We start from the raw sequence: 20,557 nt of genomic DNA, 5'->3' as shown, positions 1-20,557 counted from the left end.
ACCTACTTCGCGAACCGCCTCCTACCCATCTTTTCCCACCCATGATTACGACGACTTCACGCAAGACCAACAAGCGGCAGCTTATTCTGGAAGAAGCGGCCAAGCTGTTCAAGCAAAAAGGCTTCAGTGGCACCTCCATGCGCGATTTGGCCGGCGAGGTGGGCATTGAGGCGGCCAGTATGTACAACCACATCAAGAGCAAGGACGAGATTCTGGAGCTGATCTGCTTTCGGGTGTCCAACCTCTATATCTCCCAGCTCGCCGAAATCGAAGCCACCGACGCTACCCACGTGGAGAAGATCAAGGCCCTGATTCGGCTGCACATCCGGCTGATGGTTGAGGACGGCGCGGCCGTATCCGTAGCCAACCACGACTGGAAATACCTGCCCGAGCCCAAGCTAACCGAGTTTAAGCAGGCGCGCAAGCAGTACGAAAAAGGCTTTGCCGCCCTTATTGAGCAGGGCATTGCGGCCGGCGAGTTTCAGCCCGTGAACGTGTCGGTAGCCTTATTCACCATTCTCTCGGCCGTGCGCTGGGTAGAGCTGTGGTACCGCCCCGGCCGCGAGCTGTCGGCCGAAGAGTTGGAAGCCAATATTGTGACCATGCTCCTGACGGGGCTGGAAAAAAAGTAGCCATGAGTCGTTTTCATAAAGTTAAAATCAAGAGCATCGTCCGGGAAACCCCCGACTGCGTGAGCGTGGCCCTGGACGTGCCCGCCAACCTGCGCGAGACGTTCAAGTTCACCCAGGGCCAGTACCTGACGTTCCGGCGCGAGCACAACGGCGAGGAGCTGCGCCGTAGCTACTCCATCTGCAGTAGCCCCTTGGAAAACGAGTGGCGCGTGGCCATCAAGAAAGTGCCGGAAGGTCGGTTTTCCTCGCTGGCGGTGGAGCAATTGCGGGTAGGCGAAGAGCTGGAGGTAATGCCACCCATGGGCCATTTCTACACCGAGGTGCACCCGGAGCAGCAGAAGCTCTACGTGATGTTTGCGGCCGGCTCGGGCATTACGCCGGTCATGTCCATCATCAAAACGGTGCTCCTGACAGAGCCCAACAGCCAGGTCTACCTGATTTACGGGAACCGGGGCCGCAACTCCATCATCTTCAAGGAGGAAATAGAGGCCCTGAAAAACCGCTTCCTGAACCGTCTCAGCGTCTACCACATCCTCAGCCGTGAGCAGGGCGACACGGACCTGTTATTCGGCCGTATCAACGCCGAGAAAGCCCGCCTGTTTCTGCAGAAGATTGTGCCCGCTCGCGAGATTGACGAGTGCTTTATCTGCGGCCCGGAGGAAATGATCAACGACGTAAAAGACGTGCTGGCCGAAGCCGGGGTAGCCCCTGAAAAGGTTCACTTCGAGATGTTCGCCTCCGCCGGCAGCGCCCAACGCGCCGCTCGCCAGGCCCAGCGCCCCGCCGGCCAGGACGACAAGCACAGCCAGGTAACCGTGCAGCTGGAAGGCACCACGCGCATCCTGGAAATGTCGTACTACGGCGACACCATTCTGGACGCCCTGCTGGAAACCGGCGCCGATGCGCCCTACTCCTGCAAAAACGGCATGTGCAGCACCTGCCGCTGCCGCGTCACGGCAGGCACCGTGGAAATGGACGTGAACTACTCCCTCTCCGACACCGAGGTGGCCAAAGGCTACGTGCTCAGCTGCCAGGCCCGCCCGACTTCGGAAAAGGTGTCTGTGGATTTCGACCAGTAACCAGCAAAATCAGGACGTCATGCTGAGCTTGCCGAAGCATCTCTACCTTTTTCTTTCAGGAATACTACTAGTCAGTAGTTGCGCTAAGGTTGGAAACAATCCGAAAGCCGAGCTAAGGATAGTAGCGGGTAAACCGTTTGTGTTACTTACCGGCCAACGACGCCGAATGGTGCATGACCCACTGTCTGCTCTTTTCAACAAAACCTTTAAGGATAGCATTCTACTGCCATTGCCACAAACAGACAGAGGAACTTTGCCAGGTCATCTTATTCCCCATAAACGAGGAGAATATGGCTATAAAGACGAAATTACACTGGATGGCGGTATCCTAAAAGTACATTTATTCTACAACGATACCGATTATGGTAGCAATAGTCCGGTCAGTTGGAATGGGGAATACCAGTTAATTAGACCATAAGGCTAGACTGACAACCCAAACTTTTCTCTACATTTAACTAACGAATGTTAGTTACGCTTTGTTAAAGAGGCATGGAAACGCTAGAACTCACCCAGGAAGAACAGTTTCAGGCCCGCATTGATGCCGACACCCGCATCGAGCCCAAGGACTGGATGCCCGATGCCTACCGCAAGACGTTAATCCGGCAGATTTCCCAGCACGCGCACTCTGAGCTGGTGGGCATGTTGCCCGAAGGCAACTGGATTACGCGGGCTCCTTCGCTCAAGCGCAAATCCATTCTGCTGGCCAAGGTGCAGGACGAAGCCGGCCACGGCCTCTACCTCTACTCCGCCGCCGAAACTCTGGGTGCCTCCCGCGACCAACTGCTGGCCGACCTGCACGCGGGCAAAGCTAAGTACAGCAGCATCTTTAACTACCCCACCCTCAGCTGGGCCGACATGGGTACCATTGGCTGGCTGGTAGATGGGGCCGCCATCCTGAACCAGGTGCCGCTGTGCCGCACTTCCTACGGCCCCTACGCCCGCGCCATGGTGCGCGTGTGCAAGGAAGAAAGCTTCCACCAGCGCCAGGGCTTCGAGATTATGCAGACCCTGAGTGAGGGCTCGGCCGAGCAAAAGGCCATGGCCCAGGAAGCCCTTAACCGCTGGTGGTGGCCCACGCTGATGATGTTCGGACCCAAAGACTCGGAGTCGCCGAACACGGAGCAGTCGATGAAGTGGCGCATTAAGCGCTTTACCAACGACGAGCTGCGCCAAAAATTCGTGGATATGATGGTGCCCCAGGCCGAGTTTCTGGGTTTGACTATTCCTGACCCCGAGCTGAAGTGGAACGAAGCCAAACAGGGCTACGACTTCGGCGACGTAGACTGGGCCGAGTTCTGGGACGTGGTAAAAGGCAACGGCCCTTGCAGCCGGGAGCGGCTGCAAGCCCGCGTGCAGGCCCACGAAGAAGGTGCCTGGGTGCGCGAAGCGGCCCTGGCCCACGCCGAAAAGCGCAAACAGCGCGCCGAAGCGGCCCGGGCCGTTGCGGCCTAGCTTCTCTGCCCGACACACGTTCTGCTGAGCTTGCTGCGGCATTTTGCTTGAATTGCTGAGTTCCCACCCAACCTCAGTTCGCGAATTGCCCTGCAAGCTTGGCAGAACATACTTTTCCCCGGAGGCTCCCCTATCTCCCTACCCTCCCAGAACCCCAGAACCTACCAAGCATGTCTCAGAAAGAATGGCCCCTGTGGGAAGTATTCATCCGCAGCAAGCAAGGCCTCGACCATAAGCACGTGGGTAGCCTGCACGCCGCCGACGCCGAAATGGCTATCCAGAACGCCCGGGACGTGTACACCCGCCGCCTCGAAGGCGTCAGCATCTGGGTGGTAGAATCGAAGCACGTGCACGCCTCCAACCCCGACGATGCGGCTGCTTTCTACGAGCCGGCCAACGACAAAATCTACCGTCACCCTACCTTCTACACGGTGCCGGACTCCATCAAGCACATGTAATGGCTGACGTTCCCACCCACGCTACCACCCTGGCCCCTACCTCGCCGGCCGACGCCCAGGCGCTGTTGCTGCCTTACGTGCTGCAACTGGCCGATACCAGCCTGATTCTGGCCCACCGCCTTTCCGAATGGTGCGGGCACGGCCCCATTCTGGAGCAGGACCTGGCCATGGCCAACATTGCCCTCGATTTGCTGGGCGAGGCCCGCAGCTACTATCAATATGCCGCTGAGCTGGAAGGCAAAGGCCGCACCGAGGACGACCTGGCCTACCTGCGCAGCGCCGTAGAGTACCGCAATCCGCTGCTGGTAGAGCAGCCCAACGGCGACTTTGCTGCTACCATCGCGCGGCAGTTCCTCTACGATGCCTTTCACTACCACTTACTTCTGCAGTTGCAGCAAGGCCCCGACCGGCAGTTGGCCGCCATTGCTGAGAAATCGGTGAAGGAAGCGGCCTACCACGTCAAGTGGAGCTCCGAGTGGGTTATTCGCCTGGGTGATGGCACGGAGGAAAGCCGCCGCCGCCTTGAGAAGGCCCTTGAGAGCCTCTGGCGCTACAGCGGAGAGCTGACTACCCCCAATGCCACCGAGCAAGCCTTGCAAGCAGCCGGCCTCGTGCCCGACTACGCCGCCATTCAGCAGCAGGTAGATGCCCACGTGGCGCGGGTGTTCGAGGAGGCCACGCTGCCAGTTCCTCAGGGGGTATTTATGCAGAAGGGGGGTAAGGACGGCCGCCACTCCGAGCACCTGGGCTACCTGCTCACGGAGCTGCAATACTTGCAACGCACTTACCCCGGCCTGCAATGGTAGAGCAACGCGTGGCACCCTCTGAGGAGCGTATCTGGCACCTGCTGGAAGAGGTTTCCGACCCCGAGGTGCCCGTGCTCAGCATTCTGGACCTGGGCATTGTGCGCGCCGTGCGAGTAGAGGGCGAAGACGTCCACGTGACCATTACGCCAACTTACTCCGGCTGTCCGGCCATGAACACCATTGCCACCGAAATCCGGCTGCGGCTGCTGGCCGAGGGCATTACCAAGCTCCAGATTCATAACCAGCTCAGCCCGGCCTGGACTACGGATTGGATGTCGCAGGCCGGCCGCGAGAAGCTGGAGGCCTACGGCATTGCCCCGCCCGTAGATGGCACCGCCACCGGCCATCTGCTTAATCTGTTTGGGGAAGATACTGCTGTGCGCTGCCCCAACTGCAAATCGGAGCACACCCACCTGGTCAGTCAGTTCGGGTCCACGGCCTGCAAAGCCCATTACCAGTGCGACGACTGCCTCGAGCCGTTCGATTACTTTAAGTGTCATGCGTGAGCTGGCCTGCTACCCAAGAACGTCCTGCTGAGCTGCTCCGACCAGTTCAGCAGGACAGTCGATTTTGTACTCTCCCACCCTACCCCTTACCATGTCCGAAACTCCTTCTCTACTCTTTTCCATCGACGGCGGCGTAGCCACCATTTGCTTTAATCGGCCCCAGGTTTTCAACAGCGTCAACAAAGAGGTAGCCCTGACCTTGCAGCAACACCTGCGCGAGTGCCAGCAAACCCCCGAGGTGCGCGCCGTACTCCTGACGGGCACCGGTAAAGCGTTCTGCGCCGGCCAGGACCTGGCCGAAATTACCGGGCCCGACAGCCCGGAAGTGGCGGAGATTGTGGAGAAGCACTATAACCCCATCGTGGAGCTGATTCGGGCTCTGGAAAAGCCAGTGGTAGCGGCCGTGAACGGGGTAGCGGCTGGCGCGGGCGCCAACCTGGCCCTGGCCTGCGACATTGTGGTAGCCAAAGAGTCGGCTTCGTTTATTCAGGCTTTCAGCAAGATTGGGCTGATTCCAGACAGCGCGGGCACGTTTTTCCTACCCCGCCTCATTGGCATGCAGCGCGCTTCGGCCCTGATGATGACCGGCGACAAGGTATCGGCTGCCGAAGCCGCGCAGATGGGTATGATTTACAAAGTGTTTGCCGACGACGTGTTCGAGCAGGAAGTACAGGCGCTTATTCATAAGCTGGCCGCCATGCCCACGAAAGGCCTGGCCTACACCAAGCAGCTGCTCAACGTCTCGTTCAGCAACGACCTGACCCAGCAGCTGCGCTACGAGGCTGACTTCCAGCTGCGCGCCGGCAGCACCACCGACTACCGCGAGGGCGTGTCGGCCTTCCTCGAAAAACGTCAACCTAGCTTCACCGGTCAATGATTATCGGCATTATCGGGAGTGGGGCAATGGGGGCGGGCATTGCCCAGGTAGTAGCTGCCGCGGGCCACACCGTGCACCTCCTCGACCAGAACACAGCGGCGTTGCAACGCGCCGGCCAATCCATTGAGAGCAACCTGAACAAGCTGGCTGAAAAAGGCAAAATCACTCCGGAAGCCGCCGCAGCCAGCTTCCGCCGCTTGCACCTGACCGAGGATATCACCTCTTTCTCGGACTGCGGGTTGGTGCTGGAAGCTATTGTGGAAGACCTGGCCGTGAAGCAGCAGCTGTTTCGGGAGGTAGAAATGCTGGTGCCCGCCACCTGCATTCTGGCCAGCAACACATCCTCTTTGTCCATTGCTTCCATTGCCGCCGCCTGTCAGCAGCCGGAGCGGTTTATCGGGATTCACTTCTTTAACCCGGCCCCGCTAATGCAGTTGGTAGAGGTAATTCCGGCGGTGCAAACGCGCCCCGGGCTAGCCGAAGAAGTGCGCGACCTGGTACAACGCTGGGGCAAGCTGCCCGTGCTGACCAAGGATACCCCGGGCTTTATCGTGAACCGCGTGGCGCGGCCATTTTACGGCGAAGCCATTCGGATTCTGGAAGAGGGAATTGCCGACATGGCCACTATCGACTGGGCCATGACCGAGTTGGGCGGCTTCCGGATGGGTCCGTTTGCCCTCATGGACTTCATCGGTCACGATGTGAACTACCGCGTCACGGAGTCGGTGTTCACGTCCTTCTTCTTCGACCCGCGCTACAAACCATCCTTCACCCAAAAGCGCCTGTTTGAGGCCGGCTATTATGGTCGCAAGTCGGGCCGGGGGTTCTACGACTACCGGGAAGGCGCTGCCCAGCCCGAGCCTACCCCCGACGAAGCCCTGGGCCGCCAGGTGCTGCACCGCATTCTGGCCATGCTCATCAACGAAGCCGTGGATGCGCTGGCCCTGAACGTGGCGTCAAAAGAAGACTTGGAGCTGGCCATGACCAAGGGTGTGAACTACCCGAAAGGGCTGCTGGCCTGGGCTGATGAGCTGGGGCTGCCCCAGGTGCTCCAGACCCTCGATGCCCTGTACGAAGAATACCACGAGGACCGCTACCGCGCCAGCCCCCTGCTGCGCCGCATGGTAAAATCCGGCCACACGTTCTTTCAGCATGAATCCATCGGAACCCACTAGCCCTACCCCGCCCGGCAAGGCCGAAGCCGTGAAGGACCAGATGCTCCAGCACGACGCGTTCAGTAAGCTGCTGGGGCTGGAAATTGACGAGGTAGGGCCCGGCTACTGCCGCTTGCACTTCATGGTGCGGCCTGATATGCTCAACGGGTTTGCGGCGCTACACGGCGGCGTTACGTTTTCGGCGGCCGACTCGGCGTTTGCCTTTGCCTGCAACAGCCACGGCCGCCAGAGCGTGGGCCTCACGGTTACCATCGACTACCTGGAAGCCGGCAAGCTCGGCGACGTAATAACCGTGGAGGCCCGAGAAGAAAGCCTCAAGCACAAAGTAGGCGTGTACCAGATCCGGGCCACCAACCAGCACGGGGTACTGCTGGCCTTGTTCAAAGGCACCGCCTACCGCACCAGCAACGAAATACTGTAGTGAACTGGTGAGGTGGTGAACTAGTGCGTTTGCTAGCCCCGAGTGGCCCAAATTCAGCCCTACACCACCAGAGTATCAACTCGTCATTCCACTACCTCTCCCTTTCATCATCTTATGAACCAAGCCTATATCATCGACGGTATCCGGACGCCCATCGGCAACTTTGGTGGTTCCCTGGCTCCCGTCCGCCCCGACGACCTGGCAGCCCTGGTACTGCAGGAGCTGCTGCGGCGCAACCCCTCTGCCGACCCCACCGCCATTGCCGACGTCATTCTGGGCTGCGCCAACCAAGCCGGCGAAGACAACCGCAACGTGGCCCGCATGGCCCTGTTGCTGGCCGGCCTACCTACCTCCGTTCCGGGCGAAACCGTGAACCGCCTTTGCGCCTCGGGCCTCTCGGCCAGCATTGCGGCCGCCCGCGCCATCCAGAGCGGCGACGGTGACTTGTTTATTTCCGGCGGGGTAGAGAACATGACCCGCGGCCCCTTGGTAATTTCCAAAGCCAGCACTGCCTTCGGCCGCGACGCCCAGATGTTCGATTCCAGCTTCGGATGGCGCTTCGTGAACCCTAAAATGGAGGAGCAGTACGGCATCGACGCCATGGGCGAAACGGCCGAGAACCTGGCCGAGCGGGACCACATCAGCCGCGAAGACCAGGACCAGTTCGCCTACGACTCGCACCAGCGCGCCGGCCGGGCCCGCGACTCCGGCCGCTTCGCCGAGGAAATTGTGCCGGTGGCTGTTCCGCAGCGCAAGGGCGAGCCGGTGCTGTTTGCCGAGGATGAGTTTATCAAGTCGAATACTACCCTGGAAGGACTGGCGAAGTTGCGCCCGGCCTTCCGCAAAAACGGCTCCGTTACGGCCGGTAACTCCTCGGGCCTGAATGATGGCGCGGCGGCGCTGCTGCTGGCTTCGGAGGACGGGATAAAACAGCATAACCTCACCCCGCGGGCCCGCATCGTGAGCATGGGGGTAGCGGGCGTTGAGCCGCGTTTTATGGGCATTGGGCCGGTGCCAGCTTCTCAGCAAGCTCTAAAGAAAGCTGGCCTCACCCTGGACCAAATCGACCTGATTGAGTTCAACGAAGCCTTTGCTGCGCAAACCCTGGCTTGCGTCCGGGGCCTGGGCCTGGAAGGCAACGATCCGCGCATCAACCCCAACGGCGGCGCCATTGCCCTGGGCCACCCGCTGGGCATGAGCGGAGCCCGCATCCTGAACACAGCGGCCCTGGAGCTGCACAAGCAAAACAAGCGCTACGCCCTCGTGACGATGTGCGTGGGGGTAGGCCAGGGCTACGCCGCCATCATCGAAAAGGTATGATTTACTCCTTCAACGGGTTCGTGCCGGTAGTGCATGAGTCGGCGTTTGTGCACCCGCAGGCCACCGTGACGGGCAACGTCATCATCGGCCGCAACGTGTACATCGGGCCGGGCGCGGCCATTCGCGGCGACTGGGGCCAGATCATCATTGAGGATAATTGCAACGTGCAGGAAAACTGCACCGTGCATATGTTTCCCGGCACCACCACCCGGCTCAAGGAAATGGCCCACATCGGCCACGGCGCCATCATTCACGGGGCCACCGTGGGCCGCAACGTGCTAGTGGGCATGAACGCTGTGCTCATGGACCGGGTAGAAATCGGCGACGAAAGCATTATTGGGGCTCTGAGCTTTATCAAGGCCGATGAGGTAATTCCGCCCCGCAGCCTGGTAGTAGGCAATCCGCACAAAATCATCCGGCAGGTCAGCGACGAGATGCTAGCCTGGAAAACCGAAGGCACCCACATCTACATGCAGCTACCCGCCGACTTGCACGCTACTCTGCAGCCCTGCGAGCCCCTGCGCGCAGTGCCCGCCGACCGCGCCGTGCAGCACGGTGGCTACCAGACTTGGGCCGAGCGCAAAACCAGCGAGTAAATTGACTTGGCCTACCCCGCCCCGCTTACCCCAACGGGCAAGGGGCATGAACTTCCCTACCCCCGTAATTTCTCTACATCTTCCCTTCCTTATTATATGACTCCCACCCTCGAAAATTATGCCCTGGGCCGCTGGATGCCCGGCTCGGGCCAAAAGCAAGAGCTCTACGACGCCTCCACTGGCGAAGTCATTGCCCTGGCCGACGGCGAAGGTCTGGACTTTGCCGCCATGCTCGACTATGGTCGCCGCGTGGGCAACCCGGCCCTGCGCCGCATGACCTTCCACGAGCGGGGCCGCATGCTGAAGGCCCTGGCTTTGCACCTCAACACCAAGAAGGAAGAGTTCTATACCTTAAGCTACCGCTCCGGCGCCACCCGCGCCGACTCCTGGATTGATATTGAAGGCGGCATTGGCAACCTGTTCGCTAACGCTTCCCTACGTCGTAAATTCCCTGATAAGCCCTTCTTTGTGGATGGGGAGCCGATTGGGCTGTCGAAGGGCGGCTCGTTTATGGCCCAGCACATTATGGTGCCGCGCGAAGGGGTAGCCGTGCATATCAATGCCTACAACTTCCCCATCTGGGGCATGCTGGAGAAGATTGCCGTGAACCTGCTGGCGGGTATGCCGGCCATTGTAAAGCCGGCCGTGCCTACCGCCTACCTCACCGAAGCCGTGGTGCGCGAAATTATTGCTTCCGGCATCTTGCCCGATGGCGCCCTACAGTTGGTAGTCGGCTCCGGCATCGGTATTCTCGACAGCGTGGACTACCGCGACGTGGTAACGTTCACGGGCTCCGCCGAAACCGGCCGTAAGCTGAAAGCGCACCCGCGCATCATTCAGGAAGCCGTACCCTTCAACCTGGAAGCCGACTCGCTGAATGCCGCCATCCTGGGCCCCGACGCCGTGCCTGGCACGCCGGAGTTCGACCTCTTTATCAAGGAAGTGCGCAAGGAAATGACGGCCAAGGCTGGGCAGAAGTGCACCGCTATTCGTCGCGCCATTGTGCCCGAAAACCTGGTGGAAGACGTGCAGATTGCTCTCGGCAAGGCCCTGGCCCAAACCACCATTGGCCACCCGCAGGCCGAGGGCGTACGCATGGGCGCACTGGCGGGCATGGAGCAGGTAAAACGTCTGCGCGAGAAAGTGCAGCAGCTAGCCAAGAACACGCCCATTGTGTACGGCGACCTGGACAACGTGCAGGTGATTGGCGGGGACTGCAAAGTGGGTGCCTTCGTTTCGCCCATTCTGCTGCTGAACCCCGACCCCTTCCGCTTCACCGAATCACACGAGGTAGAGGCCTTCGGCCCGGTAACTACCCTCATGCCTTATAAGGACGTGCACGATGCCGTGAAGCTGGCTAACATGGGTAAAGGCTCCCTGGTGTGCTCCGTGGCCACCAACGACCCGCAGGTGGCCCAGGAGTTTGTGCTGGGCGCAGCTACTCACCACGGCCGCATCCTGGTGCTGAACAACGAGGTAGCCAAGGAAAGCACCGGCCACGGTTCCCCAATGCCGTTGCTTATCCACGGTGGGCCCGGCCGCGCTGGGGGCGGGCAGGAAATGGGCGGAACCCGCGGCGTGGAGCACTTCATGCAGCGGGTAGCCGTGCAAGGCTCCCCTACCATGCTTACTGCCATTACCGACGTGTATCAGCAAGGCGCCAAGCAGCTGGAACGCGACAAACACCCCTTTCAGCACTACTTCGAGGAGCTGGAAATCGGGCAAACCTACACCACGCACCGCCACACCGTTACGGAGGCCGACATCACCAACTTTGCCCAAGTGTCGGGCGACAATTTCTACGCGCACGTGGATGCTACCTCTCTGGAGGGCACCCTGTTTACGGGCCGGGTAGCGCACGGCTACTACATCCTGAGCAAGGCCGCCGGCATGTTCGTAGACCCGCGCAAAGGTCCGGTCCTGCTGAACTACGGCCTCGATGAGTGCCGCTTTACCAAGCCCGTCTATCCCGGCATGACTATCGGGGTGCAGCTGACGGTGAAGGAGAAAATCGGCCAGGAAAAACGCTCGGAGGACGATGTAGCCAAAGGTATTGTGCGCTGGCTGGTGCAGGTATCTGATGAAGCTGGCGACACCGTAGCCGTGGCTACCATCCTTACTATGGTAAAGAAAAAGAATCAAGAATAAGGCTATCCGAGCATACTCCCCGGCTTGCTGAAGCCCAGGAGTATGCTCGGATACAGTACGCAACCCACTACATGAGCACTTCCGATACCTTAACCGCCGGGAAAGTTGAAGCCACAACCGATGCCCACGGCATTGCTACCATTTCCTTTTTTCATCCTTCGCACAACTCGCTACCGGGTGCCCTGCTCACGGAGCTAGCCACCACCATTACCACCGTTAGCGAGGCCGAGGCTACAAAAGTCATTATCCTGAAAAGTGACGGCACGAAAACCTTTTGCGCCGGCGCTAGCTTCGATGAGCTGATAGCCATTGAAAATGAAGCCCAGGGACTGGAGTTTTTCTCCGGCTTCGCGAAGGTGATTAACGCCTGTCGTTTGTCGTCTAAAATCATTATCGGGCGCGTGCAGGGCAAGGCCATTGGCGGCGGCGTAGGGGTAGCCGCCGCTACCGACTATTGCTTTGCTACCTCGCAGGCGGCCGTAAAGCTCAGTGAGTTGGTAGTGGGCATTGGGCCGTTCGTGGTAGGTCCGGCCGTGGAGCGCAAAATTGGCGTGGCTGCCTACGCCCAGCTAGCCCTCGATGCCGCTGAGTTTCGCTCTGCCGAATGGGCGCAGCAGAAAGGGCTTTACGCAGAAGTACTGGACTCCGTGGAAACACTGGATGCCGCGGTGCAGGCCTTCGCCCTCAAGCTGGCCGCCTACAACCCGGAGGCCCTCACAGATCTGAAGCGCGTCCTTTGGGCCGGCACCGACCACTGGGACCAGTTGCTGGTTGAGCGCGCAGGCATCAGCGGCCGTCTAGTGCTTTCGGAGTTCACCCGCCAAGCCATTCAGAAGTTCAAGGGTAAGTAGCCCGTAGCACTCCAGGCGAACTGACACGAACGTCAACCTGATTTCCCTACCCCACCAGAAAGCAAAAGCCCCGAATGCAAGAGGCATTCGGGGCTTTTTCGTGATTCCGCTGGGATTCGAACCCAGGACCCATACATTAAAAGTGTATTGCTCTACCAGCTGAGCTACAGAATCATTTTCCTTTCCTTAGGCGGTGCTTTCTGGAAGGGAGTGCAAAAGTAGAGGCTTCAGGTTAGTAATGCAACACCACAGAAGCTTTTCTGCTTACTATAGCCCGTTTCTACTATTAACTTGTTCTTAGTCAGAGTGAAAAATTACAGTCCTAGGTGTGTTTCCTTACCTGGGGTAGCCACCCTCGCATGAGTGCCTCTTTCCTGCGCAACACTTCCCTACTGGGTAAGGCAAGCGGCAAGAAAGAGGCACGTATGCTTTAGGCTAGGCTATCATCAAGGCTGCTTTATACAAACAGCGTAGTGGTAGCTTTCACGAAGTTACGAGCGATGCTCTTCACCGTGGTTGGGTCAAGCGGCTCGTCGAAAGCTTCGGAAGCAGCCGCGGCAGTGATACCCATCGCGCTGTTTTCAATCGGAACACCAGCTTGGGTTGTGTTATTCTCGGCTGGGTAGGTAGCAGCAGGGTTGCCTGCGCCATATACTGGAGTCGTAGAAGGTGTCGTGTTCGGCGAAGGGCCACCGTTGTCGATACCCGAAATCCAGCTTTTGGGGATTTTGTTCAGGTTGTTCAGGTCGCCGGCAACAGCTGTAGCAGTGGCGTTACCCAATTCTACCCCGCGGCGTACCGTACGCACGTGCGACGAGTGCCGCGCTTCTACGGAGTGGATGTTCAGGGCTGACTCCAGGATGTCTTTGTTTGGCATCAGCACGGGAGCACCGCCTTTATAAGCGCGTACCCCAGTATCCACGAAGGATTGTGCTACCCCCAAGAAAATTTTGTAGTCAGTGAATACCGTGGCGAAAGGCCCGGGAAGCAAACCTTTACCACCTGTGTAGTCGAAGGCGTCACGGGTGGGGTCAGCAATGGCAGCAGTGCCAAGCACCTCACGCAGTACTTTGATGTGGCCGGACTCATCGTTGCGGATAGTTTCGAAAGCCGGGCGGTCCGTTGCTGGAATCAGGTTGCTGGCTTTCAAGCCGCTGTCGTAGAAGTAGAACTCCAGATACTCCAGGCTAAGAGCCAAGTTCAGCACCTGGGTAATTTCGGGGGTCAGGGAAGTAGTCTGACCATAGGCGCGCTGGAAAATGCCGCTTACCAAACCAGGCAGCATGGCGGCAGTTACAGCCTTGCCAGCTAGGCCAAAGTGCTTGAACACCCGACGGCGAGGATCCAAACGCTCGTAAACCTCTGGGTCAACTTTCTCGATGTCGGAAATCAGTTTAAATAAATCCATGATGGAAGGAATGTCAATTGTAGGGGGATAAACAGGGGTAGCCGGAGGCGAAAAAGGTTAGCTGAAGCTGGTAGCACTCAGCTTAGAGCCGCTTTTTAGGAACTGGTTAGCCGTAGCCAGCACTTCCTGCGGGCGCTTCGACTTTTCTTTGCCCGTGCCTGATCCTGCACCGGGAGCCGATGTAGCCGAAGTGGGGGTGAAAACGTCTACCACATCAGAAGCTACAAAGCTGTTGTACTGGCGCAGATCACGGATTAGAGCGGCGTGACGGGCTTCTACGGACACGATTTTACCTGCCAGGGCCAGGTTAGTGGGCGAAGCGATAAAGCGGCCGGCACCATTATAGGCGGCTACCCCCAGATCTTCAAAAGCCTGGGCATTGGTCAGCACGCTACCCTTGTCGTTGAAGTTGATTTGGCTAAAATCGGGCTCCAGCTCTTTAATGGCTTTGTTGCCGAGCGCAGCCTTGAAGAAGTTAACGTGGGCCTGCTCGTGCAGGGCCAAATCATCAAGGATTTGCTTCTCGGCGCTGTTGGCTGGTAAGCCTTTGTAGTAGGTGCCATTCTTGATCTGTGCGTAAAAGGCCGCCTCTAATTGCTCCAGGGCGTACGCGTAATTCAGAATGCCCTCATCCCCCGTGCCAACGTCCAACAGGTTGGCATCAACATCATCACTATCGTCGTCGCAGCCAGCCAGAAGCAGACCAGTTAATGCCACGCTGGCTCCGGTGTAGCGAAGAAAAGCACGACGGGGTACGCCGGCTGGGGTACCGGCTGCCGCAGGGTTTTGGGAAGCGGAATTTGTCATCATAGAGGGAAGATGGTAACTAGTGGAACACTGCCCGTTGTACGCTAGTGGGCATAAAAACACCTTTCTATTAGATAAAAAACCGTATTTATCCCCGTTAAACACGTACTTATACGTATACGAAGCTTAGGAAAATATTAGTATTGGACTATGCTTCTAACCGCTTGGCAATCTGACTGCTCGCTATTTACTGGCTCATTGCGTGGTCCCATTCACGAATTCCACTTGCCAGTGGGCTGACGATAGTAGATGGTGCTATGACCAGCCTCCCGCAGCACCCAGTTACCGGGCTGGTTCAGCCATTGCAAGCGCCCCTGCTTATCAAACCGGTTTGCAAAGTTTAAGGAGCATACGTCTAATTCGTCAATCCCTACGCGATTTACCCGCAGTTGCTCTACGTATTGTAACTCTAGCTTTCCGGTATCGAGGCAGCTGGGATGCAAGGCTAAATTGTGGGCGGGGGAGGTCATGGCAGCGGATGGGTAGAGTATTCCATCGAAGGCACTGCCCAACTCACAGGCTTCGGCTACAGCAATAGACAAGCGGTAGTGATGAGCGTTCTGCTGCGACACGGGCCGGATAAATACCCGCGTGAGGAAAGCAGATACCAGGCGGGCGGGCTCGGGTAGCGCCGCCCAGGCCTGCCCAAACAACTGGTTACGGTCGGAGTGCGGATCGTCGGCACACTGATCCGGTTCGTGGAAGCTTACCAGCCGCAATGGGGCCCGACTTATCCAGCGGCTAATCAAGATCTGGTCATCGGGCTGCACGCCGGCTTCGAAAAAGGGGGGGTGCCAAGTGGCACTGGCGTAGAACATGGGCTGCCCAGCCCGGTTCATCCGCTGATCGTAATGTACCCGCTCGGGGGGCGGATAGGATACCTCTGACCAGTAGGTAGGAGGTTGTTCACGGGCTACTCCGCGGTACACGAGCACCCCAGCCGGTAACTCAATGCAGCGAACGGGGTGCCCGGTAAGCAGGCGGCGAACCCGGGCGGCCAGCTCCGAAATGGAGTGGCGCCGCAAACTCAAGTGGCGCAAGGCCCTGAGCTGGCGCTGAACCCGTACTACGTCCGGGGGAAAAGAAGAGGGTCTCATATGGGCACACCTAAGAGTATAGTCTGCCGGCCCACCAACTAATGGCAGGATAAACAGGACCTTGCTTGGTTGACTAACACATAGCCCTTGCCCGGGCCAGCAGCGCGAAGCAGATGCTGGCCCGGGCAAAGGGACCGTCCTATCGTCGGGACCGGCTTTGTAGCCAGTAGAGACCGGCTACCAGGACTACCCCCGCTCCCACTGTCCAGAGCGGAACGCGCCGGCCGGGAGCTGGGGGCACATAAGTAACGCCGGTTTCATCGGCAGAGGCGGAGCGCCCGACATAGCGGCCGTGGGCAGGCACGGCTATTTCCTCGAACTCGCGGGCCAGTTGGCGCAACTCCTGCTGCAGCGCCTCACCCCGCATCGGGATGCCGTGCCCAGTGGCTGCAACGGCCGGTTGCAACTCAGCTAGCAGCAGCACAGAATCGTGCGCCGTAGGCCAATCGGGGGTGAAGTAGGCTGGAGGGCCGTGCACCTCCTGCCGCTGCTGAAGCACCGCCAGAGCCGACTCCTGCTTTGTCGTAACAAAGGCGTCGCCGGCCAGCAGGGTGCGGTCATGCTCCCGGAAAAGAGATACGTGGCCGGGCGTATGACCTGGGGTAGCCACCCAGCGCCAGCCTGGCATGTGGGGCACAGAGCCATCGGCCGGCAGAGGCTGTACCCGCGCGCCTAAGTCTAGCGGGGCTTTGGGGTACAGAAACGACAGTGCCGCCATGGCGCCCCCCCCCACCGTAGGATCGGGTGGTGGGTAAGAGGAGAGCCCCGTGAGGTAGGGCAACTCAAGCGGGTGGGCATACACCGTCACATTCGGCCACACTTTCAGCAAGTGGGGCAAGGCGCCTACGTGGTCAAAATGGCCGTGCGTCAGGATGATAGCGGCGGGGGGAATACCTGCCCCAAACAGATACTCGGCGGTGTGCTGCACCTTGGAGCCCGCACCCGGCAGTCCGGCATCAACCAGTACCCAGCTGGCCGTAGGCTGTTCCTGGGCCCGGACATAGTACAAGTTAACGAACACGTTGCGCTGCCCTCGAATATCCGGTACTACCGGAAACAGAGCAGGCGTGGTTGCGCGCGAGGCGGTGGGTTCAGCGGGAGTTGTTTTAGACATCGGAGCGGAAAGATTGATGTGAGAGAGTTATTCCCCAGGCTAGGGCTGCGCGGGTGGTGCGGGTGGTGCGGGTGGTGCGGGTGGAGCACAGCTACATAGCACCTCCCGAGTAGGCCTTGCTACTTGGTAATTCGGCAGCGACACCTCTTTCATATAGATTACGTCGAGTTGGCGCAGAGGCGGGTGCGCCGGGTCTTCGTGCCAGATGCGCAATAGATAATTACAGTAGTAAGGCCGCATGTAGGCGTTATCGACGAACAGGTAGTTCTCGGAATACTTGCGCCACCGGTCATTAGGAAACAGCGCCACTACCGAGGCCGGCTTAGCATACGTGGTTGGCCGGCCCCGGCGGTTTAAATCGAGGTGGCGCCCATCAGTAGTGGTACCATCCAGAATATACCAGCCATCATCTTTAAATACGGAAGGCGCGAACATTCCCCAGTGCTGATCGGTGCGGAAGAGGTAGCCTACCCAGCGTAACGGCTCGCGCATGGTCCACTCGGGCCGCACAATGCTGTCGAGGTTCCACCAGCACACGTAGAGCAGCAGCCCCAGCACCAGCCCTTCCCGCACGGCACGCAGTAAGCGGCGGGTTCCGCTGGGTAATACTACGGCAGTTTCTACCCGTACCTGTACGCGCGTCTCCCATCCGGCTAGCCGATTGGCCCAGGGACGGACCAGCCGTTCCTGAACCTGAGGCCCCAGACGCTGGTAGACTGGCACCAAGCGACGCTCCAGCCAATCCATGACTGCGCCGGGCAGCAGCCCTAGCACGGAGGCCATATTGATCAGAAAAAACAGACCAACGAACAGAGTCAGGCTAATACCCAAGTGAAAGGCATACATCAGGCCCACAAATAGCAGCCGCCACCACGGCACTCGCCACGGAATAAAAAGCACGAAGGGCAGCAGCAGCTCCGTGTAGAAAGTAACCCACGTGAGTACCTGGAGCAGCTTAGGAAACGGGTAAAGCAGCCGCCCACCCGGCATAAGTACTTGGTCTAGACTAAGGGCATAGTAGAGGGCAGTGCCTTCCTGACGCCACTCCGGGCTGTTCTTTAGCAGAGCCGTACACCAATACACGAGGGCGAGCTGCACGATATAGGCCAGAGTGGTTGCACTGGCGTACACCATACTTTCGGGGCGGGCTTGATGGCGCGCATCAAAGGAATACATCCGGCCCCAGGGCAGGAAAAACCCCCAAAACAACAGCATCCGCAGCAGGTCGTCGCCGCCTTGCAGAATCAGCGGGTTGCGGTTCTGCACCGATACGAGCAGCACCCAGCAGATTGCCGTCATCAGGCGGGTGCGGTAGCCCAACAGCAGAGCCAGGGCGGCGGCCGCTGCCAGCACAAACAAAAGCATCTGGACCTGCCAGAGGCCACTGCTGGCGTGCAGCGAAAACTGGTACGGGTTCCAGTTGTGCTCCAACAGCACGGATAACGGCAGTACTCCCAGATTAGAGTAGAAAACTTCCGCGTCGGAGCTGCGAATGCCAATATCGAAGAGCAGGACTACTGCCACGGCGGCCCGTAAAAGTGCCAAGGCACGCAAGTCTACTTCGAAAGGGCGGCGCAACACCGTGTATAAAGCTGGCATTCCGTATCCGGACAGAGGGGGTAAAGCGGGCGAGAAGTACCGGCATGGCAGTGCCGGGCGAGAAGTGGGGCTAGCCTATATCATACCGAGCCTAACAAGAAATCTGAGGGCAGCCACTGGCACGTGGCCAGTAGCTTCAGATTCCCTGTCAGGCTCGGCCTGAAGGACGGGCAAACAGCCTCAGTGGCTAGTAAGTGGTGCTACCGCTGGTAGAACCCGAGGTGGAGCTACCGCTGGTAGAGCGACCCGACGTAGTGCGGGTAGAGGATGATTTCTTCTTGTTGGTCGTACGACCTGAGGTAGAGCGCCCTGAGGTAGTAGAGCCCGAAGTCATGGAACCCGAGGTTGACGAACCGGAGGTGCTACCGCTAGTAGAGCCACTTGTAGTCGAGCCTGAGGTCATCGAGCCCGAAGTCGTTGTGCCCGAAGTGCTGCCGGTAGTTGAACCTGCGGTAGTCCCCGACGTCATGGAGCCGCTAGTGGAGCCTGAGGTAGTACCGGAAGTGGTACCTGAGGTAGAGCCCGCGGTGGTAGTACCACTGGTGCTGCCGCCGCCGGTGCCGCCCGTGGTGGTGCCCTGGTCCAGAGTGGAGTTAGCAGAAGCAGAAGACACTGCTACGCCAGCCGTAGCGAAGAATGCAGCAATAAGAGCAGTACCGAGGAAAACTGATGCTTTTTTCATAGCGCAGAAAGAGTAGTTTGGAAAAGAAGGGTGAAGTTGTGAAAGGAAAGCTGCTGGTTGGCTGGGAGCCTACTTATTGCCCTCCCGTGGTAGAACCCGTGGTGCCGCCCGTAGTAGAACCACTACTGCCCGAAGCGCCGCTGGTACTACCCCCGGTAGCCGGCGCAGTAGCATCTACTGTGCCGCCGCCCATGGTAGCATCTGATCTGGACTGAGAACTGGTAGTGGAGCCCCCCAGCGACTCTTGCCCGCCACCAATAGAATCGGAGGTTGCATCCGGGTAGCCGTTGATGTCGGCACTGCCGTTGCTGTCCATGTCGCCGCTCTCGGCAGTGCTGGTGTCAGTATTAGCGTCCCGGCCTTTGTCGCCGTTGCAAGACCCTAAGCTTAGGGCACCTCCTAACAACACAATAGACAACCAGGGCAAACGAACTCTGTACATACAAGCTGAAAACAAGGGTGAGAACTAAGCCGCCCACGAAGGCGCGGCCCCAGCAATTCTTATGAAGGACTATACGAGCATTCTTTTCTCAACGCTGAATATTTGGCAAAAGAATTAATACGGTTTTTACTAGTAATAAAAACGGATACCCTGTGTACGGGCGCGTTTAATTTTGCTGTCCCCCGTATAATGCAGTACTTTACCAGGGAACTCTCCGGCTAGTTTTCGCTTTCTATCAGCGCTTGCTCTCAAGAGCCATAGCCCTGCCTGTTCTGCCGAGCGCATGTTGCGCCTCAGACCACGCTGCTTCAGTGCCCCTGCTACCTCCTGCGGCACTATCCTTCAGCCCTTCTCTCTTTCTACTTTAGTATGATCCGCATTTTTCTGGTTGACGACCACACTATTGTACGTGAGGGCCTGCGGGCGGCACTGGTTTCGGAACCGACCCTGGAAGTGGTGGGTGAGGCAGGCAATGGACAAGAGTTGCTAGATCAGCTGCCCTCCACTCCCACCGATGTAGTGATGCTGGACCTGAATATGCCCGTGCTTGATGGCTTGGCCACTACCAGACGGCTACAGGAGGAATATCCTACCCTGCGGATACTGGTGCTTTCGATGATTCACCACGAGCGCAATATTGGACAACTCCTGGATGCCGGCGCCCACGGCTACGTGCTGAAAAACGTAGCCAAAGATGAAATTGTGGCCGCTATCCACGCAGTAGCGTCGGGCCGGCAGTTTCTGTGTAGCGAAATAGGCTTGCATATGCTGCGCAAGGTGCTCAACCAGTCGAGCGCCGCCCCGGATGGCTCCATCAAGAAGCCAAACGACTTATCAAATCGGGAGCGGGAAGTACTACAGCTCATTGCGGAGGGACTCACGACCAATGAAATAGCTGAGAAGCTATTCACCAGTAAGCGGACCATTGAAACCCACCGTCAGAACATCATCGAGAAAACCCAAGTAAAAAACACAGCGGCTCTGATCAAGCACGCTATGGAGCAGGGCCTGATTAACAAAGCCTGAGCTGTTGCAAGGGGGTTTCTGGCTACTCCTGCCGTTCTAGGTCCCGCAAGCAGGAGGGGCT

The 20,557-nt window shown here is 58.6% G+C and carries 21 protein-coding genes and 1 tRNA gene; 14 read left to right on the top strand and 8 right to left on the bottom strand.

Translation table 11 applies throughout. The annotated features are described in order from the left end of the window. The first annotated feature begins 41 nt into the window (after positions 1–41). The 13 genes from K3G63_RS01325 to K3G63_RS01265 all read left to right on the top strand — a co-directional run bounded on the left by K3G63_RS01325 (position 42) and on the right by K3G63_RS01265 (position 12,321). On the top strand, positions 42–632 hold the full coding sequence (locus K3G63_RS01325) for a TetR/AcrR family transcriptional regulator (RefSeq protein ID WP_220612295.1): 591 nt from the start codon (positions 42–44) through the stop codon (positions 630–632). Positions 633–634: 2 nt separating this feature from the next. Next, entirely contained in the window at positions 635–1,711 is a 1,077-nt protein-coding gene (gene paaE / locus K3G63_RS01320) for a 1,2-phenylacetyl-CoA epoxidase subunit PaaE (RefSeq protein ID WP_220612294.1), read from the top strand. Between the two features lie 489 nt (positions 1,712–2,200). Further along, entirely contained in the window at positions 2,201–3,163 is a 963-nt protein-coding gene (gene paaA / locus K3G63_RS01315) for a 1,2-phenylacetyl-CoA epoxidase subunit PaaA (protein WP_220612293.1), read from the top strand. A 170-nt stretch (positions 3,164–3,333) separates the two neighbouring features. Next, a complete protein-coding gene (gene paaB, locus K3G63_RS01310) occupies positions 3,334–3,621 on the top strand; it encodes a 1,2-phenylacetyl-CoA epoxidase subunit PaaB (RefSeq protein WP_126692595.1) in 288 nt (95 codons plus the stop codon). Then, complete coding sequence (gene paaC / locus K3G63_RS01305) at positions 3,621–4,427, top strand: 1,2-phenylacetyl-CoA epoxidase subunit PaaC (RefSeq protein ID WP_220612292.1); 807 nt, start codon at positions 3,621–3,623, stop codon at positions 4,425–4,427. Before paaB ends, paaC begins: the two co-directional genes overlap by 1 nt. After that, a complete protein-coding gene (paaD, locus tag K3G63_RS01300) occupies positions 4,421–4,933 on the top strand; it encodes a 1,2-phenylacetyl-CoA epoxidase subunit PaaD (RefSeq protein ID WP_220612291.1) in 513 nt (170 codons plus the stop codon). The genes paaC and paaD overlap by 7 nt, the downstream gene beginning before the upstream one ends. Positions 4,934–5,024: 91 nt before the next feature. Continuing rightward, entirely contained in the window at positions 5,025–5,810 is a 786-nt protein-coding gene (locus K3G63_RS01295) for an enoyl-CoA hydratase-related protein (protein ID WP_220612290.1), read from the top strand. Then, on the top strand, positions 5,807–6,985 hold the full coding sequence (locus K3G63_RS01290) for a 3-hydroxyacyl-CoA dehydrogenase NAD-binding domain-containing protein (RefSeq protein ID WP_220612289.1): 1,179 nt from the start codon (positions 5,807–5,809) through the stop codon (positions 6,983–6,985). The genes K3G63_RS01295 and K3G63_RS01290 overlap by 4 nt, the downstream gene beginning before the upstream one ends. Beyond that, the gene (gene paaI, locus K3G63_RS01285; protein ID WP_220612288.1) at positions 6,963–7,406 is read left to right on the top strand and encodes a hydroxyphenylacetyl-CoA thioesterase PaaI; all 444 of its coding nucleotides are present in this window, start codon (positions 6,963–6,965) and stop codon (positions 7,404–7,406) included. The genes K3G63_RS01290 and paaI overlap by 23 nt, the downstream gene beginning before the upstream one ends. 114 nt (positions 7,407–7,520) lie before the next feature. Next, a complete protein-coding gene (gene pcaF / locus K3G63_RS01280; RefSeq protein ID WP_220612287.1) occupies positions 7,521–8,726 on the top strand; it encodes a 3-oxoadipyl-CoA thiolase in 1,206 nt (401 codons plus the stop codon). Next, positions 8,723–9,322, top strand: coding sequence for a transferase hexapeptide repeat family protein (locus K3G63_RS01275; protein ID WP_220612286.1), 600 nt, complete (start codon positions 8,723–8,725; stop codon positions 9,320–9,322). Before pcaF ends, K3G63_RS01275 begins: the two co-directional genes overlap by 4 nt. Positions 9,323–9,418: 96 nt before the next feature. Further along, positions 9,419–11,470 (top strand): phenylacetic acid degradation bifunctional protein PaaZ, encoded by a 2,052-nt coding sequence (gene paaZ / locus K3G63_RS01270; RefSeq protein ID WP_220612285.1) that lies wholly within the window; start codon positions 9,419–9,421, stop codon positions 11,468–11,470. A 71-nt stretch (positions 11,471–11,541) separates the two neighbouring features. Then, on the top strand, positions 11,542–12,321 hold the full coding sequence (locus K3G63_RS01265) for an enoyl-CoA hydratase/isomerase family protein (RefSeq protein WP_220612284.1): 780 nt from the start codon (positions 11,542–11,544) through the stop codon (positions 12,319–12,321). A 101-nt stretch (positions 12,322–12,422) separates the two neighbouring features. On the opposite strand, the gene K3G63_RS01260 is transcribed toward K3G63_RS01265, so the two are convergent. From K3G63_RS01260 to K3G63_RS01225, 8 genes are all read right to left on the bottom strand, one after another. Beyond that, positions 12,423–12,495: transfer RNA gene (locus K3G63_RS01260), tRNA-Lys, on the bottom strand. A gap of 283 nt (positions 12,496–12,778) precedes the next feature. After that, a complete protein-coding gene (locus tag K3G63_RS01255) occupies positions 12,779–13,729 on the bottom strand; it encodes a ferritin-like domain-containing protein (RefSeq protein ID WP_220612283.1) in 951 nt (316 codons plus the stop codon). A gap of 57 nt (positions 13,730–13,786) precedes the next feature. Then, entirely contained in the window at positions 13,787–14,539 is a 753-nt protein-coding gene (locus tag K3G63_RS01250) for a ferritin-like domain-containing protein (protein ID WP_259404226.1), read from the bottom strand. A 209-nt stretch (positions 14,540–14,748) separates the two neighbouring features. Next, positions 14,749–15,633, bottom strand: coding sequence for an RES domain-containing protein (locus K3G63_RS01245; RefSeq protein WP_220612282.1), 885 nt, complete (start codon positions 15,631–15,633; stop codon positions 14,749–14,751). 139 nt (positions 15,634–15,772) lie between these two features. After that, positions 15,773–16,747 carry an MBL fold metallo-hydrolase gene (locus K3G63_RS01240; RefSeq protein WP_220612281.1) on the bottom strand — a complete coding sequence of 325 codons (975 nt, stop codon included), beginning with the start codon at positions 16,745–16,747 and terminating at the stop codon, positions 15,773–15,775. A 39-nt stretch (positions 16,748–16,786) separates the two neighbouring features. Then, positions 16,787–18,346: an HTTM domain-containing protein gene (locus tag K3G63_RS01235; RefSeq protein WP_220612280.1), complete on the bottom strand. Its 1,560-nt coding sequence runs from the start codon at positions 18,344–18,346 to the stop codon at positions 16,787–16,789. Positions 18,347–18,533: 187 nt separating this feature from the next. Beyond that, the gene (locus tag K3G63_RS01230; RefSeq protein WP_220612279.1) at positions 18,534–19,028 is read right to left on the bottom strand and encodes a hypothetical protein; all 495 of its coding nucleotides are present in this window, start codon (positions 19,026–19,028) and stop codon (positions 18,534–18,536) included. A gap of 73 nt (positions 19,029–19,101) precedes the next feature. After that, positions 19,102–19,470: a hypothetical protein gene (locus K3G63_RS01225; RefSeq protein ID WP_220612278.1), complete on the bottom strand. Its 369-nt coding sequence runs from the start codon at positions 19,468–19,470 to the stop codon at positions 19,102–19,104. Positions 19,471–19,839: 369 nt separating this feature from the next. On the opposite strand from K3G63_RS01225, the gene K3G63_RS01220 reads away from it, so the two are divergent. After that, positions 19,840–20,496, top strand: a complete 657-nt coding sequence (locus K3G63_RS01220; protein ID WP_220612277.1) for a response regulator transcription factor — start codon at positions 19,840–19,842, stop codon at positions 20,494–20,496. Positions 20,497–20,557 lie beyond the last annotated feature (61 nt).

The organism is Hymenobacter sp. HSC-4F20, from assembly GCF_019599275.1.
Lineage (GTDB): Bacteria > Bacteroidota > Bacteroidia > Cytophagales > Hymenobacteraceae > Hymenobacter.
This window is presented reverse-complemented; position numbering and strand designations above follow the sequence as displayed.